The sequence below is a fragment of the Bacillus cereus group sp. RP29 genome (assembly GCF_040459765.1).
Taxonomy (GTDB): domain Bacteria; phylum Bacillota; class Bacilli; order Bacillales; family Bacillaceae_G; genus Bacillus_A; species Bacillus_A paranthracis.
The window spans coordinates 2,277,186-2,292,887 of sequence record NZ_JARVHN010000001.1; the positions used below are offsets into that span (position 1 = coordinate 2,277,186).

Below are 15,702 nucleotides of genomic sequence, written 5' to 3' on the forward strand. Positions count from 1 at the left end.
GAGGTAACGATACTGCCTCGTGTGGAGTGTTATACCCCTCGTCCCTTTGGGGTTGCGAGAACACGATGAAGCACTAACTCGTGTAAATTTGATTGAATTGTATAGATTTAGTTAAGTTTATCGTATCGGAAGTTCATTCAATTATCAGATTGCCACTATATGCGCAAAAATTTATCGAGAAAACAAGCGTTGTCACAATTAACAGCTCATATAGAACGTCACGGAGATGTGTATGATCGCACGACATCAAGACAATTGTGGGAACGAAAAATATCGAAACGATTACGCTGGTTTATGGAAATGAATCTTGAGGAAACGAAAGGGCTATTAAAAGATATTTTAGCAGCAAAACGAAAAATTATTATTTCGCTTCCAAGTACAAAACAAGTGGATAAGCGAGTATGGCAAGCGTTAATGCGTACAAATGCGCAAATAACGGTGTATAGTGATGGACCAGTTCCACTGAAAAATGTAAAGTTACAAAGACAAAATAAAGCTTTCCCGTTTATCGTAATTGATGATGAAATCTTCTGGGCAGGCGCACCGCTCACATCTCAAATGATATTTGAGGGGAGTACGGAATTTCCGTACGTATGTGCAAGACTGCAAGCACCTGAGACAATTGGTGTATTAAAAGGATTTTTAGATATTCGGTAAATTCGGATAGGAATTCCTTGACTTTTATTTGAAATGAACTTAGAATGAATGTAATTTAATATAATTTTATGAAAATTCTTATCACGAGAGGTGGAGGGACTGGCCCTATGATACCTCGGCAGCGGATTCGTTATGAATACTGTGCCAATTCCAGCAAGGTAACTTGAAAGATAAGAAAGAAGCTCATTTTGACTGTATATACAGAAGCCTCTTTCTATCTTTTAGAAAGAGGCTTTTTTACGTGAAAATAAAAGGAGGAAGAAAAATGGGAGCGACAGGAGTAGCGTCACAAAGAAAAACAATTGAAGAGAGTATCGAAAGAAATAAGGAAAAGTACATAGAAACAAGTCATGATATTCATGCGAATCCGGAGATTGGTAACCAAGAGTTTTATGCATCTAGAACGTTAAGTTTATTGCTAGGTAGTGCAGGATTTCAGTTACAGCACAATATAGCTGGACATGAAACGGGATTTATCGCGCGAAAAAGCTCTGGAAAACAAGGACCAGCAATCGCATTTTTAGCTGAGTATGACGCTTTACCAGGACTTGGCCATGCGTGTGGTCACAATTTAATTGGCACAATTAGTGTTGCAGCAGCAATCGCGTTATCAGAAACGCTTGAAGAAATTGGCGGGGAAATTGTCGTTTTCGGAACACCAGCTGAAGAAGGAGGATCGAACGGTAGCGCAAAATCGAGTTATGTAAAGGCAGGCTTATTTAAAAATATTGATGCAGCGCTTATGATTCATCCGAGCGGAAAGACAGCAACAACGAGTCCTTCACTAGCAGTCGATCCACTTGATTTTCATTTTTACGGAAAAACGGCTCACGCCGCAGCATCACCTGAAGAAGGGATTAACGCATTAGACGCGGTGATTCAGCTGTACAACAGTATTAACGCACTTCGCCAACAACTTCCGTCAGACGTGAAAATTCATGGCGTTATTACAGAAGGCGGAAAAGCACCTAACATTATTCCTGACTACGCCGCAGCAAGATTCTTCATCCGTGCTGCAACGAGAAAAAGATGTGCGGAAGTAACAGAAAAAGTAAAAAATATCGCACAAGGGGCAGCACTAGCAACAGGCACAAAAGTAAAAATCCATCAATTCCAAAATGAAATCGATGAACTACTCGTAACAAAAACATATAACGACGTCGTAGCGGAAGAACTAGAATTACTCGGGGAAGACGTAAATCGTAAAGAAAGATTTGGTATTGGTTCAACCGATGCAGGAAACGTTAGCCAAGTCGTACCGACAATCCACCCGTACATTAAAATTGGTCCGGATGATTTAATTGCACATACGAATGAATTTAGAGAAGCGGCACGTTCAGAATTAGGGGATAAAGCATTAATTACATCCGCAAAAGCATTAGCAAATACGGCGTATCGATTAATTACGGAAGAAGGGTTGTTAGAGAAGGTGAAGGAGGAGTTTAGAGAGGCGCAGAGAAATCAGGGATAGGTGATTGAAAGGAGTGGATGATCCACTCCTTTTTCTTTTTTGGAAAGCTGGTGCCTATCACTTTATTAGAACGACAATTTCTCCTCAAACTCACTCTTTAAAACAATTAAAGGAGACGATAAGCCGAATTGCATTAAAGAGTCTAAAAATGCAGCGAGAGAATCCATCGAATCGCTCATGACCTTCATCATATAATTAAATTCCCCGCTAATTCGATATAAATCAGTTACTTCAGGAGCGGCATTACAATATTGGATAAAATCAGAGCATTGGCTCGTTTTAAACATGATGAATGCTTGAATGTTTTTATTAATTTTAGAAGGCTCAAATTTCGTTCGGTAAGCCGCTATAACGCCTTGATCTTCAAGTTTATTCATACGCTCCTTTACAGCTGGTTGTGTCATGGATATGATCCGTCCTATTTCTGAAACGGAAATTCTTGCATTTTCATACAACAAGTTCATTATTTTATGGTCGATTTCATCTAGTTTTACTGCATTTTGCATTGTGTAGCCTCCTTATTTTATTTTTTTAAGTGAATCACAAACTATAACTATAATATCATAAGTGAACGAACTAAATTACCTATAAATCTATATTTAAAATAATTGGTTTTTACATAAAAATATAAGTATAGGTTTTTATCAAACGTAAATTTAGGAAGGATGGAAAAAATGAAGAATCTTGATGGGAAAGTAGCGTTAGTAACAGGGGCGAGTCGAGGAATTGGTCGCGCGATTGCGATGAGATTGGCAAACGACGGTGCATTAGTTGCGATTCACTACGGCCGAAATAAGTCAGCTGCAGATGAAACAATTTGTGAGATTGAATCTAATGGAGGAAAGGCGTTCTTAATTGAAGCAGATCTCAAATCAATTGAAGGTGTCAAAAAGCTAGTAGAACAATTAAAGAATGAATTACAAATAAGAGTTGGTACATTAGAGATTGATATTTTAGTAAACAATGCAGGGATAGGTACACAAGGGACGATTGAAAATACGACAGAAGAAGTTTTTGATGAAATTATGGCCGTAAATATTAAGGCGCCGTTCTTCTTAATTCAGCAAACATTACCGTTACTACGAGCAGAAGGGCGCATTATTAACATTTCATCAGCTGAAGTACGACTTGGTTTTACAGGGTCCATTGCATACGGCTTAAGTAAAGGTGCATTAAATACGATGACACTGCCTCTAGCTAAACATCTTGGAGAAAGAGGTATAACTGTGAATACAATTATGCCTGGATATACGAAGACAGATATCAATGCGAAATTGCTAGATAATCCAGAAATACGAAATTTTGCTGCGAATTCATCTGTGTTCGGACGAATAGGGCAAGTTGAAGATATTGCAGATGCAGTAGCATTCCTTGCTTCTTCTGATAGCCGCTGGGTAACGGGGCAGATTATAGATGTTTCTGGTGGGTTTTGTTTGTAGGGGCACTACTCCATACCTATTAAGCTAACCAAGTAAATTACTAGATATGAGACGCCCCTCGTTTCATATCTGGTAATGTATAGAAAGGTAGGGATGCTAAAGAGGCCTATTCAATTGATACTTTTGTTTTATAATCAAAAGAATACCTCCAGTATTTTGAAAAACCTCCACGTTAAGATTATGAACGATTTTATACAGTTTTTTGACTGATTCAGTAACAAACAAGGAACCTAAAACTGCACTATAATAGGGATGTATAAAAATTATATAGGTAGATAGAACACAAAAGGAGCTTCCCTTGTTAGAGTAGGGTTCCTCATTTTTCCTTGCTAACAATAATGAGACATTATGTTGACTTAACATGAATACCATATACACTCAAAATCACGCGAGATATCGTTTGATTATAATGTTAAAATGAAAGAGAAGGTGTAAAATAATGAATAAGCTTTTAGGTTTCTTGTTTGTTGCGGTTGGTATGTGCTTTTTCATGTTAACTTTGACAATGAACATTCAGAATGTTACATGGGCTGTAATGTTAGGAGTGAGCATTGTATCTAATATAGCGGGTACAACCTTATTGTTCAGATACATTAATGAGTATAAGAAACAAGCAATTTAATTGTTTTTATAGTGTTGAAAAAAGCAAACTCCTCTCTGTTTGGGGAAGAGTTTGCTTTAATATTAAAAATTAGTTTCCTATAACGAATTTTACGTCAATTAACATCTTTTGCGTGGGACTATTTATTTTTTACAGTAGTAAATATTACATTTTACTTTTAGTAACTATCTTAGCGTATAAAATCCGCGTTTTGCCACCAGTCCCCTAAGTAGTTGAATAATCACTTTTTAGAGGTGTTGTATTATGATTTTTAACTGGAAACCAAGTTGGTATGAATTAGATCAAACTATAGTTGTAGGTAACACTGATTATTTTTATCTTGTTAAAGATAAAAAATCATTTGCAAATAATTTAATTAACAATGAGGACATTGAAGTGCGTGGAGAGGTATTAAAGATAACGCATTCTGAATTAGGAGAATTGTTAGGGATATATACAATTGGGTTAAGCTATAAGTTCTTTTTAAAAGATGGTAAATATATAGCAGTAGACGCTGAACAGGATATTGGTCAAATTGAGTATCCCATTGATTATAAAATAAATGATTGGAATTTTAATGTTGAAATAAATATTCTCGAAGTGACTGGTTTTTCATCACAACAGAGGCATGAGAGTTTATTAAAAAACGAAAGATTAAGGGTAGCAAAGGAAAGAATAGAAAGATATAAACGATTATTAAATATTGAATAAGATGTCTTAAAGTCGGTTTCCTAATTTAGAAATCGGCTTTTGGGGATTTTTTTATAACAAACGGTGTCATAACTTAATGTTACTAATATTTTGCTTAGCGTGGTTTTTTCAAAAATACTGGCGATACCCTATACCCATCAACTTAAGAATTTTCACTACCCTTAAGTGTAAAAAAACGTTATTCTTTCTAAAAAAGCTAGACTAGAAAGGATGACATTTTCTTATGAATCTCTCGCTTCAAGAAGAACTACAACCATTTGCGGAAGAATTACAACGATATATTACACCTGTATTTTTAGAAGAACTTGCAATCTTGATAATCCAGTCGCATCACATATCTCTTGCCGGTTTTTTCGAAAGTGTATATTCCTAATCCACTAATATTTGTACAACGATAGCCTTTTTGTAATTGCTCATTCAGCCATTGCTCCTCTTTTTCTATATCAAAAAATATCTTAGCTTTCTTCATTCGATTCACTTCCTTCGTACAGGGATAAAATATGTAATAGCCTATTTTGCTCCATTTTCAAAATGGCACTTCCTTCCGCAGTTATCATATAAACTTTTCTCCGACCTGACTCTCTTGGACAGTATAACTGATTCATATTCATCGGTAATCTCAAATGAGATGAATAATATCATGAAAACTCTCACTTTATTCACCGTTTTTTTAACTGTTCCAACACTTGTATTTAGTTTTTTGGAATGAATGTCTCTATACCTCAAACTTCATGGGGGAAAACAATTGTTTTATCAATAATTTTTATTATATGGATAGCGCTGGCGTTATGGAGAAGGAAAATATTCTAATTTATTACTACTTCAAAAGTATGAGCATCAGCAAACCTTTTTACGTAAGGATTGACGATTTTTTTATAGGTAAGAAATTACGCGTGTTAAATATTTAACTTTATTAAAAATTGACTGATTAAAATAAAGAGGTAATAAAATGAATAATCTTGATAAAATTCAAGCAATGGTAATTTCCATTGGAAAGAAAATGCAAATAGAGTTATTTGAGCAAATACCAGTACCAAAACTTACAACATCACAGTTTTATATTTTAAAAATTATAAACTATTACGGTGCATTAAGAGCAAGTGAGCTGGCGAGAGAAATGAATGTAAAGCCAAGTACAATTACAGTTACAATTAATCGATTAATTGAACAAGGATTAGTCAATCGTTATCACGATAGAGAAGATCGCCGCGCCGTTATCATTGAACTAACAAAAAAAGGAGAATCTGTAGTTGAAGAAACTATTATCGCTCGTAATGAGCATATTGCTAAATACTTATCCCTTTTAGAATTTCAAGAGAAAGAGAAATTATTACAATTACTTGAAAAGTTAAGGGCGATAATATGCGGGAAACCAGAGAAAGAGTAACAAGACTTGAGAGAGCTTTAAAGTGTATGTAGTTTGATTTTTCATGAACTGTTCTACATCTGTTAGGTTTTATGATGTATTCACGATAATAAATCGTAATATCGCATAATAAGATACATCTTTATTGCAAGATTCATTATTTTGTTGTAGATCCTTACGCTGTGTTTTCAAAAGATAGAATGTCAATTTTGGTAATCCTAGCATTGTACACAATTTTATTACAAACATGTTATCTTTCACTTCATTCCAATATATCATAGCGGAACTTGGGTCTTTGTAGTAATGGAACAAGAACGGCAATAAGACTTAATTGTGTTAGCAAAAATCAGGGTTTTTTGCTAATGATAAAAACGGTATTAAATAAAGCTTGGATGTGTTAATACTACGTTATCAAAATAGCTTGTAGATTAAGCCTTTTTTAAAACTGATGCATATGGGGGAAAACCCCATATACAACAGTTTTAAAACATTAGATACTTTATTTACCAAGTTAATACTAGTTACATCAGTATAGGAAACAGTGGAAATCTAAATCTTTGTTTATATGTTAATTACCTCAAACGTATCCCTTCGAAGGCGTTTATAACCAAATCATGTACATAGGAATCATCCAACTTTTCACCAGTTACTAGCAAACGATAAAAAATTGGTCCGTAAATGAGATCGATGCTTAATTCAATATCGAGGTTTTCTTTTAATTCTCCTCTTTTAATTCCCTTCTCCAGAAGTTGCTTTGCTTGCAGTCGACGTGGTTGGAAGTATCGAACACGATATTCCTCTGCTAGTTTCGAATCAAATTGTCCTTCGCCAACTAACTCATTGATAATGGTTCCTTCTCGACTGATTAAAAAATTGGCTAAACTTGTGGCGTGAATTAAAATATCATTCAACGCTGAACCTGTGTCAGGTACAGGCAATCTGGCAGCAGCAGCAGAAAGAAAACCGTCCATTACCACAGCAGCCTTATTTGGCCACCATTTATAAATCGTAGCTTTGCTGACTTTAGCACGTTCTGCAATTTTATCGACTGTGACTGCTTTAAAGCCACTTTCCAATAATAACTCATAGGACGCAGAAAGGATGGCCTTTTGGGTTTCAATATTACGTGGTCGACCTCTTTTACTTTGCACATTAATCATTCCTTTCAAAACATAAACTATACGTTTAGTATACTTAATACGAACAAAAAACGAAATAGCCTATTTACAAAACTGAACGTTTAGTATATATTTTAGTTAATTAATGAACTGTACGTTCAGTTTATTAATTAACTAACATCTTGTAATGGTATGGATATATTTGGGTTCCAAAAATCACAAATTACATTGCTAAAAAACATTTAGAAAAGGGGGGGGAAAGAGAGGAAATTGGACCTTTTAAAAGCAGAATGGAAATTAGCTCAGACTTAATTTATTACAATAAAAAATGGCATCGCAGTAGTACTTGCCAAAGTGATTTAGTAATTTTGAAATAAAAGTATGGGAGGAAATACTTATGTCTAATTTTAAAAATAAAGCAATTGATAAGGACATTTCATCAGGTTTAATCATTCTTTTAGCAACTGCATGTGGTATTATTGTGGCTAATCTTTATTATGCACAGCCTTTAATTGGGCTAATTAGTAATGAAATTGGGCTTTCTAATAGTAGCGCTGGATTAATTGTAACGCTAACTCAAATTGGATATGTTGTTGGCTTATTATTTCTTGTGCCTTTGGGGGATATTGTTGAGAATAAAAAATTGATACTTATATTGTTATTTTTAAGTGCATTTGCACTCATTTCTATGGTTTTTGTAAAAAGCGCAACCTTGTTGTTAATTGCTTCATTCTTTATCGGACTGGGTTCGGTCGCAGCGCAAGTGCTCGTACCTCTTGTATCATATCTTTCATCTGAGAATGCACGCGGTCGCGTAGTTGGCAATGTCATGAGTGGTCTGTTATTAGGTATTATGCTTGCGCGACCGATATCTAGTCTAGTAGCCGATATGTGGGGATGGAATGCAATATTTGCTTTATCTGCTACTGTAATTATTGTTTTAGCGTTTGTATTATCGAAAGTACTCCCTACTAGGAAACCAAAGGCAAAAACAAATTATATAGCCTTACTTAATTCAATGTGGCAACTGCTACGTACTACTCCAATTTTACGCCGTCGCGCCATTTATCATGCTTGTGTATTTGGGGCTTTTAGTTTATTCTGGACCACTGTTCCATTATTATTATCTAGTCCTGCTTTTCATTTTTCTCAGACTGCCATAGCATTATATGCACTTGTCGGAATTACAGGTGCAATAGCCGCTCCAATAGGTGGTCGTCTAGCTGATCTTGGCTGGACACGACCCGCCACTGGGATAGCTCTCACTGTTGTTATTATTTCTTTAATACTCCCACTTTTTATTCAAAGTAGCTCGCCCTTTGGAATAGCTGTTTTAGTAATTGCTGCAATTCTGTTGGACATGGGAGTATCTGCAAACCTTGTGCTTAGCCAACGTTTAATTTTCTCGTTGAGTCCAGAAATTCGTAGTCGATTAAATGGACTATTTATGGCTATTTTCTTTTTAGGAGGTGCTGTTGGATCCTTTATTGGAGGATGGGCATATGCCTTAGGAGGATGGAATCTAACATTATGGATAGGAATCGCTTTTCCGACCATAGCCTTGCTTTATTTTGCTAGAGAAAAATAGTTTTATAATCAAATTTAAACAGCCCAGATTCGTTTGAATGCTTCTTCATTAGTATGTCCGAGTTTTATAGATTAATTGCGGTTATTTTGAAGTTTTTATATCAGAACCAGACTTTTTTTCTATATTGCTGTAATTGAAAAAGACTCACCTTGTTGAATATATTTGAAATGCAATAAAAAAGAGCTTGTGCCAAAACACAGACTCTCTTTAAGTTGAAATGAATATATATATAGCCACCACTTTAGAGAAGGAAACGGTAGAGAGAATAGAATATGGCTAGATTTAATCTTTAAAAATGAACTTCATCAGGTGGTCGACTGCAATAAAATTGATAAAGAAGATTATTTACTGCAATGGAACGCAGCCCAATTAAAGATATTGAAATTAAGCATTTACTCCAAAATGCATTAGTAGACGAAATAAATAGTCATGAAATATTCATGAAAAGTATTAATATTATTTACTATCATGAGGGATATACCGAATATAATATAGAGGATTTATAAAACAAAAAGGGCTGAGATAGCCTTTTTGTTTTACACTTTGACGAGTATTTTTTATGAAAAAATACGTTATTCTTTTTGTAAAATTAATAAGAAAGGATGACGTTTTTGTATGTCTATTTCTGTATCCGATAAATTACAACTATTTACTTAAGAAATTCAAAGATTTTTATCGCTAAATATCTTACGAAATCTTGCCAGAGAGTTTGGTTTCTTGTGATGAACCCGTAAATTTCAAACAAAAGATATACCCAATTCATGAGTAAGAATGAAAAAAGAAAAAAATTCTATAATGTTTTATTTAATATCAGTTTATAGGGAAATTCATGTAATTAAATATGAAATAATACATATTATAATGATTTATTAAGATAAAATGTTATATTTTTGGATGGAATATATAAATGGAGGAAATGTAATGAACAAGAATTTAAAATTCACCCAAATGATGATTGGGATTAGTACAATGGCATTATCATTTGGAAGTATTCAAACGCAGGTATCAGCAGAAGAAACAGCACCCTATAATATCTTACAGATGAAACCAATGGGGACAGAAACTTCAAAAGATGAAATTGTACATGCTACAAAAGCGGACGAAACTTTGACTTTTGAAGAGCGTTTAAAAATAGGAGATTTTTCACAACGTCCTACTCCGGTTATGAAACGTGATGAAATTCAATTAAAGCAAAGCTATACTTTGGCAGAACTGAATAAAATGCCTAATAGCGAACTCATTGATACATTATCAAAAATTTCTTGGAATCAAATTACGGATTTATTTCAATTCAATCAAGATACGAAAGCATTTTATCAGAATAAAGAACGCATGAACGTTATCATTAATGAATTAGGACAACGAGGAAGGACGTTTACAAAAGAAAATTCAAAGGGCATTGAAACATTTGTTGAAGTATTACGTTCTGCTTTTTATGTGGGATATTATAATAATGAATTAAGTTACTTAAAAGAGAGAAGCTTCCATGACAAGTGTTTACCCGCATTGAAAGCGATTGCGAAAAATCCAAACTTCAAATTAGGTACAGCTGAGCAAGATAGAGTCGTAACTGCGTATGGAAAATTAATTGGTAATGCCTCTAGTGATACTGAAACAGTACAGTATGCGGTAAATATTTTAAAACAATATAATGATAATCTTTCTACGTATGAAAGCGATTATGCGAAAGGACAAGCCGTATATGAAATTGTAAAAGGAATTGATTATGATATACAGTCTTATTTGCAGGATACGAATAAGCAACCTAATGAAACAATGTGGTATGGAAAGATTGATAACTTTATAAATGAGGTTAATAGAATTGCTCTCGTGGGGAATATAACAAATGAAAATAGTTGGCTAATTAATAATGGCATTTATTATGCAGGTCGTTTAGGGAAATTTCATAGTAATCCATACAAAGGATTGGAAGTTATTACACAAGCGATGAGCTTGTATCCTCGTCTAAGTGGACCTTATTTTGTAGCAGTAGAACAAATGAAAACAAACTATGGTGGAAAAGATTATAGTGGAAATGCAGTAGATCTACAGAAAATACGTGAAGAAGGGAAACGACAATACTTACCTAAAACATATACATTTGATGACGGATCAATTGTCTTCAAGACGGGAGATAAAGTAACAGAAGAAAAAATTAAGAAATTATATTGGGCAGCCAAAGAAGTAAAAGCACAATATCACCGTGTAATTGGTAATGATAAAGCGCTAGAACCAGGTAACGCTGATGATGTACTAACAATAGTAATTTATAATAATCCAGATGAATATCAATTAAATAGACAATTATATGGATATGAAACAAACAACGGTGGAATTTATATTGAAGAGAAGGGGACCTTCTTTACATATGAGCGTACGCCAAAGCAGAGTATTTATAGTTTAGAAGAGTTATTCCGTCATGAATTCACTCATTATTTACAAGGAAGGTATGAGGTTCCTGGTTTATTTGGAAGCGGAGAAATGTATCAAAATGAACGATTAACTTGGTTCCAAGAAGGAAATGCAGAATTTTTTGCAGGATCTACACGTACAAATAATGTTGTTCCGCGTAAAAGTATGATAAGTGGCTTATCATCTAATCCAGCAAGCCGTTATACAGCAAAGCAAACTTTGTTCTCAAAATATGGATCATGGGACTTTTATAAGTATTCCTTTGCACTACAGTCATATTTGTATAATCATCAATTTGAAACATTTGATAAGCTTCAAGATTTAATCCGTACAAACGATGTGAAAAATTATGACTCATATCGTGAATCATTGAGCAACAATACACAATTGAATGCAGAATATCAAGCGTATATGCAGCAGTTGATTGATAATCAAGAAAAATATAATGTACCGCAAGTAACAAATGATTATTTAATTCAACACGCACCAAAGCCGCTAGCTGAAGTGAAAAACGAAATTGTGGATGTAGCAAATATAAAAGATGCCAAAATTACAAAATATGAGTCGCAATTCTTTAATACATTTACCGTGGAAGGCAAGTACACAGGTGGTACATCAAAAGGTGAGTCTGAAGATTGGAAAGCGATGAGTAAACAAGTAAACCAAACTTTAGAGCAGTTATCCCAAAAAGGTTGGAGTGGTTATAAAACAGTTACAGCCTATTTTGTAAACTATCGTGTGAATGCAGCTAACCAGTTTGAATATGATATTGTTTTTCATGGTGTCGCAACAGAGGAAAAGGAAAAAACAACTACTACAGTAAATATGAATGGACCATACAGTGGGATAGTAAATGAAGAGATTCAATTTCATAGCGATGGTACAAAAAGTGAAAATGGAAAAGTTATTTCTTATCTATGGAACTTTGGAGATGGTACTACAAGTACAGAAGCAAATCCTACCCATGTATATGGAGAAAAAGGAACATACACTGTGGAACTAACAGTAAAAGATAGTAGAGGAAAAGAAAGCAAAGAACAAACAAAAGTTACTGTAAAACAAGATCCGCAAACAGGTGAATCTTATGAAGAGGAGAAGGTACTCCCGTTTAATACGCTTGTAAAAGGAAATCTGATTACTCCTAATCAAACAGATGTTTATACGTTTAATGTTACAGATCCAAAAGAAGTAGATATTTCTGTGGTAAATGAACAAAATATTGGGATGACATGGGTGCTTTATCATGAATCAGACATGCAAAATTATGTAGCTTGTGGTGAAGATGAAGGAAATGTTATAAAGGGGAAATTCGCAGCGAAACCAGGTAAATATTATTTAAATGTATATAAATTCGATGATAAAAACGGTGAATATTCATTATTAATAAAATGAATTTATTTCTAACATGTATAGAATGGCTATTTTAAAGAGGAGTCTGTTAATATAGGCTCCTCCTACTTTTTATTTACATATTGGGAGAGCACCACATCACCATCAAGCTAATACTTTCATATCCCCCTAAATTAAAATTTTCTTTCTCTACAGATAATTATTCTGAGAAGCCGTTCATTTTTTGTTTTGGGGGTATTTCTTTTTCTAAAGTTGTGATGGGTATGTATGGTGACCTCTATTAGACAATAGTGAATGAACAATTTCGGGGTTCAGTTCAACTTTATTCAAAATAAGATTTTTTTGCAGTAAAATCAATGGTAGTGGAACTTTTTTAATCGAAATTTTTTAAAAATTAACATAAATACTTGCGATATTTAAATTAGTACTATATAGTTCTAGTTATGACAAAGGTAAAATTAATGAATCAAAAACGTGTGATTGAAGTAGCTGCAACATTATTTTTAGAAAAAGGGTTTGCTTATACAAGTATGGATGAATTAGTACGTGTAAGCAAAGTTTCAAAGTCTAATGTGTATTATCACTTTTCTAATAAGGAAGTATTATTAGAAGCGGTCGTTGATTATTGGATTGAAATGTATCAATCTGCAATTGATGACATAATTTCTCAGAACCAATTTTTAGTTGAAGATCGTATCCAACTGTTTTTAAAGCAATTATCACAAGGAGTTCAATCGAGAGAGTATAAGGGAAGCTGTCCATTTATTACTCTTTATATTCAAAGTCCTACACAGGCCACGCAAATAAAAGAAAAAATAGGTCTTTTTTTTACAGGATTACAAAAGAAAGTTTCTCTATTACTTAAACAAGGGATAGAGAATGGAGAATTCAGAAATACGATTCATATTGATGAGGTTGCATCACTTTTTATTACAAATCTTGAAGGAGCGTTATTTATTTCAGAAACATTGAAAGATGCAACTGTAATCACGAAAACAGCAGATCATTTTTTAAAATTGCTTCGATAAAAGAAGCATTTTTTTTACATCAAATTAGTACTAAGTAGTACTAAAAAGGGGATCTTATATGAGAACAGTATTTTTAACTGGTGGAACAGGCTTTATTGGAAAGCAATTAGTGAAAGAATTAGCCAAAGAGGATGTTAAAATTCTTCTTTTAGTGAGGTCGAAAAGTAAAGCAACAAGCATTTTTCAAGAAAGAGACATCTTAAAAAAGGATGTTATGCACTTTATTGAAGGTGATTTGACGAAAATAGATTTAGGTCTAAGTGGTGAAGATAAGGAGAGGGTATTGAAAACGGATGTGATTATTCACGCAGGAGGCCCCATGGATATTCAAGCGACAAGTAAAGATGCAGCTTCCGTATTTTTAAATGGCGCCAAACATATTAGTGAATTAGCTAAAAGTATTCATCAATTGAAGGGTTTGCAACAATTTATTCATGTTGTAGGTTATATGAGTCCCTTTGATGATAAAAATAGCAAGATTGCAATTGATGTGTTTAAAGAAGGAAACAATTATTTGAAAATAAAAAATCCATATGAGAGAACAAAATTTTTAGCAGATCTTTATATCCGTCAGCAGGCATCAGCAGTAGGTTACCCGCTTTCTGTAATTAATCCGCCAACTGTAGTTGGTAGTAGTAAAACAGGAAGTACAGAGCAGATAGCAGGATTAGGTTTGCTTGTGATGAGTATGCGAAGAGGGCTCATGCCAGTGATTCCTGGAGGTAAGGGATATAGGTTACCACTTATTTCAAACGATGAACTTGCGAAGTTTATTGTGCAGGTTTTCAGATTGGAGCAACCGACTATTCAAACATATACACTTGTTGAAGACAAACAGCACGATCAAAACATTGCTGAATTATTAAGTATTATGTCGGAAAGTATGAATATGAGGGCACCAAAAATCTCTGTTCCAATGCCATTTATGAAAGCAATTATGAATAGTGGAGGAAGTAAAATAACAAAAATTCCTTCTGATGGACTGAATTTTATTACAAAACAAAAATTTTCAAATGTTTCAGCGAAAAAAATTATGGGAGGAGATTGGTTTAAGGAGACGAGTGTAATGAAATTTTTCCCTGCCGTAGTAGCTGATCTGGATTATCGAATGATGTATCAAAATGGCCAGCATAATCATTTATTTAAACGAACATTATGCGATAACACTACCCTTTACCAATTACAAGGAGTGGGTCAACCGTTTATTTTATTACATGGTTTATTGAGTGATGGAGAGGATTTATTTCCTTTAGCACAAGAGCTTCATGAAAAAACTGGTCAACCTGTATGGATCTTGGATCTTCCAGGTTTGGGACGTTCTCCTTTTAAACGAGAGAAAAATCTTCTAGATATCTATTTGAATGTAGTGAAAAAGTTATTGGAGAAAGCTACGAATGGTGCACATCTAATTGGCCATTCATTCGGTGCGTTTATTCTTCTGGAAGCATTGGTACAAGAGTACATAGATAAGAAGTATGCAATCACTTTACTTCAGCCACCTGTTGTTAAAAAAAATGCTAAATCCCTAAATGTTCCTCAATTTATGAACAAATGGACATTAAAACTGGCAACTACTAATTTGATAGGGCGTTATTTATTAAGTAATGGTTTGTTTGAAAGTATGGAGAGCATCCCTGAACATTATATTGAAAAGATAAGTAAAAGTTTTACTTATCCTAGAATTTTAAATACTACGGTTCAGCTTAACAGTTTATTACTGAAAAACGATCAAGGTGATTTCAATGAAGTAACAAAGTATAATCTTCACATTATTTGGGGGGATTATGACAGAGCTTATGCTGCTCCATCGCATCTTGGTAAGGTTGATTTTGTTCCATATGGCCATCATTTTCCTCTTAGCCATCCGAGTGAAACGGCAACATTAGTAATAAAAAATAGTAATACTAGCAGATGAGAGTGTGGGATAAATAAAAAGTGTGTAGTAAGATCGTTGTGTCTTT

12 protein-coding genes, 5 pseudogenes and 1 riboswitch are annotated in these 15,702 nt (G+C 34.1%); of the genes and pseudogenes, 12 read left to right on the forward strand and 5 right to left on the reverse strand.

The genetic code is table 11. The features are described 5' to 3' along the window. Positions 1 to 129: 129 nt before the first annotated feature. Together QCI47_RS12075 and QCI47_RS12080 are read left to right on the forward strand one after the other, a co-directional pair. Positions 130 to 657 (forward strand): annotated as a pseudogene (locus tag QCI47_RS12075) (phospholipase D-like domain-containing protein); the annotation flags it as partial. Positions 658 to 732: 75 nt separating this feature from the next. Next, a riboswitch (SAM riboswitch) is annotated at positions 733 to 834 on the forward strand. 88 nt (positions 835 to 922) lie between these two features. After that, complete coding sequence (locus QCI47_RS12080) at positions 923 to 2,128, forward strand: M20 family metallopeptidase (protein ID WP_309423268.1); 1,206 nt, start codon at positions 923 to 925, stop codon at positions 2,126 to 2,128. A 65-nt stretch (positions 2,129 to 2,193) separates the two neighbouring features. Here QCI47_RS12080 and QCI47_RS12085 read toward each other — a convergent pair whose 3' ends face one another. Then, positions 2,194 to 2,634 (reverse strand): Lrp/AsnC family transcriptional regulator, encoded by a 441-nt coding sequence (locus QCI47_RS12085; protein WP_001178573.1) that lies wholly within the window; start codon positions 2,632 to 2,634, stop codon positions 2,194 to 2,196. 168 nt (positions 2,635 to 2,802) lie between these two features. Here QCI47_RS12085 and QCI47_RS12090 point away from each other — a divergent pair, with 168 nt between their 5' ends. The 3 genes from QCI47_RS12090 to QCI47_RS12100 all read left to right on the forward strand — a co-directional run bounded on the left by QCI47_RS12090 (position 2,803) and on the right by QCI47_RS12100 (position 4,879). Further along, the gene (locus QCI47_RS12090; RefSeq protein WP_309423266.1) at positions 2,803 to 3,567 is read left to right on the forward strand and encodes an SDR family oxidoreductase; all 765 of its coding nucleotides are present in this window, start codon (positions 2,803 to 2,805) and stop codon (positions 3,565 to 3,567) included. Positions 3,568 to 4,006: 439 nt separating this feature from the next. Then, the gene (locus QCI47_RS12095; RefSeq protein WP_001037653.1) at positions 4,007 to 4,189 is read left to right on the forward strand and encodes a hypothetical protein; all 183 of its coding nucleotides are present in this window, start codon (positions 4,007 to 4,009) and stop codon (positions 4,187 to 4,189) included. 243 nt (positions 4,190 to 4,432) lie between these two features. Next, positions 4,433 to 4,879 (forward strand): hypothetical protein, encoded by a 447-nt coding sequence (locus QCI47_RS12100; RefSeq protein ID WP_000577089.1) that lies wholly within the window; start codon positions 4,433 to 4,435, stop codon positions 4,877 to 4,879. Positions 4,880 to 5,189: 310 nt separating this feature from the next. Here the strand turns inward: QCI47_RS12100 and QCI47_RS12105 are convergent. Both QCI47_RS12105 and QCI47_RS12110 read right to left on the reverse strand, forming a co-directional pair. Next, a pseudogene (locus QCI47_RS12105) lies at positions 5,190 to 5,348 on the reverse strand (DUF2812 domain-containing protein); the annotation flags it as partial. Next, positions 5,335 to 5,460: pseudogene (locus tag QCI47_RS12110) on the reverse strand (PadR family transcriptional regulator); the annotation flags it as partial. The pseudogenes QCI47_RS12105 and QCI47_RS12110, both read right to left, overlap by 14 nt. Between QCI47_RS12110 and QCI47_RS12115 the strand changes: the two are divergent. Both QCI47_RS12115 and QCI47_RS12120 read left to right on the forward strand, forming a co-directional pair. Next, positions 5,460 to 5,689 (forward strand): annotated as a pseudogene (locus QCI47_RS12115) (CorA family divalent cation transporter); the annotation flags it as partial. The pseudogenes QCI47_RS12110 and QCI47_RS12115 overlap by 1 nt on opposite strands. Before the next feature lie 139 nt (positions 5,690 to 5,828). Beyond that, positions 5,829 to 6,266, forward strand: a complete 438-nt coding sequence (locus tag QCI47_RS12120) for a MarR family winged helix-turn-helix transcriptional regulator (RefSeq protein WP_061130810.1) — start codon at positions 5,829 to 5,831, stop codon at positions 6,264 to 6,266. A gap of 69 nt (positions 6,267 to 6,335) precedes the next feature. On the opposite strand, the gene QCI47_RS12125 is transcribed toward QCI47_RS12120, so the two are convergent. Next, the gene (locus QCI47_RS12125) at positions 6,336 to 6,524 is read right to left on the reverse strand and encodes a hypothetical protein (protein ID WP_164690926.1); all 189 of its coding nucleotides are present in this window, start codon (positions 6,522 to 6,524) and stop codon (positions 6,336 to 6,338) included. Positions 6,525 to 6,817: 293 nt separating this feature from the next. Continuing rightward, positions 6,818 to 7,396, reverse strand: coding sequence for a TetR/AcrR family transcriptional regulator (locus QCI47_RS12130; protein WP_001190900.1), 579 nt, complete (start codon positions 7,394 to 7,396; stop codon positions 6,818 to 6,820). Positions 7,397 to 7,760: 364 nt separating this feature from the next. Between QCI47_RS12130 and QCI47_RS12135 the strand changes: the two genes are divergently transcribed. From QCI47_RS12135 to QCI47_RS12155, 5 genes and pseudogenes are all read left to right on the forward strand, one after another. Next, complete coding sequence (locus tag QCI47_RS12135) at positions 7,761 to 8,951, forward strand: MFS transporter (RefSeq protein ID WP_048556936.1); 1,191 nt, start codon at positions 7,761 to 7,763, stop codon at positions 8,949 to 8,951. Between the two features lie 231 nt (positions 8,952 to 9,182). Then, positions 9,183 to 9,457 (forward strand): annotated as a pseudogene (locus tag QCI47_RS12140) (protein adenylyltransferase Fic); the annotation flags it as partial. A 415-nt stretch (positions 9,458 to 9,872) separates the two neighbouring features. After that, positions 9,873 to 12,755, forward strand: coding sequence for a collagenase ColA (gene colA, locus QCI47_RS12145; protein ID WP_309423262.1), 2,883 nt, complete (start codon positions 9,873 to 9,875; stop codon positions 12,753 to 12,755). 419 nt (positions 12,756 to 13,174) lie between these two features. After that, the gene (locus QCI47_RS12150; protein ID WP_309423260.1) at positions 13,175 to 13,741 is read left to right on the forward strand and encodes a TetR/AcrR family transcriptional regulator; all 567 of its coding nucleotides are present in this window, start codon (positions 13,175 to 13,177) and stop codon (positions 13,739 to 13,741) included. Between the two features lie 58 nt (positions 13,742 to 13,799). Then, positions 13,800 to 15,656 carry an alpha/beta fold hydrolase gene (locus QCI47_RS12155; RefSeq protein ID WP_353811797.1) on the forward strand — a complete coding sequence of 619 codons (1,857 nt, stop codon included), beginning with the start codon at positions 13,800 to 13,802 and terminating at the stop codon, positions 15,654 to 15,656. The last annotated feature ends 46 nt before the right edge of the window (positions 15,657 to 15,702 follow it).

Coding starts and splice junctions, on each gene's coding strand:
- QCI47_RS12080 (WP_309423268.1), top strand. CDS start 923: ATGGGAGCGACAGGAGTAGCGTCACAAAGAAAAACAATTGAAGAGAGT.
- QCI47_RS12085 (WP_001178573.1), bottom strand. CDS start 2,634: ATGCAAAATGCAGTAAAACTAGATGAAATCGACCATAAAATAATGAAC.
- QCI47_RS12090 (WP_309423266.1), top strand. CDS start 2,803: ATGAAGAATCTTGATGGGAAAGTAGCGTTAGTAACAGGGGCGAGTCGA.
- QCI47_RS12095 (WP_001037653.1), top strand. CDS start 4,007: ATGAATAAGCTTTTAGGTTTCTTGTTTGTTGCGGTTGGTATGTGCTTT.
- QCI47_RS12100 (WP_000577089.1), top strand. CDS start 4,433: ATGATTTTTAACTGGAAACCAAGTTGGTATGAATTAGATCAAACTATA.
- QCI47_RS12120 (WP_061130810.1), top strand. CDS start 5,829: ATGAATAATCTTGATAAAATTCAAGCAATGGTAATTTCCATTGGAAAG.
- QCI47_RS12125 (WP_164690926.1), bottom strand. CDS start 6,524: ATGATATATTGGAATGAAGTGAAAGATAACATGTTTGTAATAAAATTG.
- QCI47_RS12135 (WP_048556936.1), top strand. CDS start 7,761: ATGTCTAATTTTAAAAATAAAGCAATTGATAAGGACATTTCATCAGGT.
- colA (WP_309423262.1), top strand. CDS start 9,873: ATGAACAAGAATTTAAAATTCACCCAAATGATGATTGGGATTAGTACA.
- QCI47_RS12150 (WP_309423260.1), top strand. CDS start 13,175: ATGAATCAAAAACGTGTGATTGAAGTAGCTGCAACATTATTTTTAGAA.
- QCI47_RS12155 (WP_353811797.1), top strand. CDS start 13,800: ATGAGAACAGTATTTTTAACTGGTGGAACAGGCTTTATTGGAAAGCAA.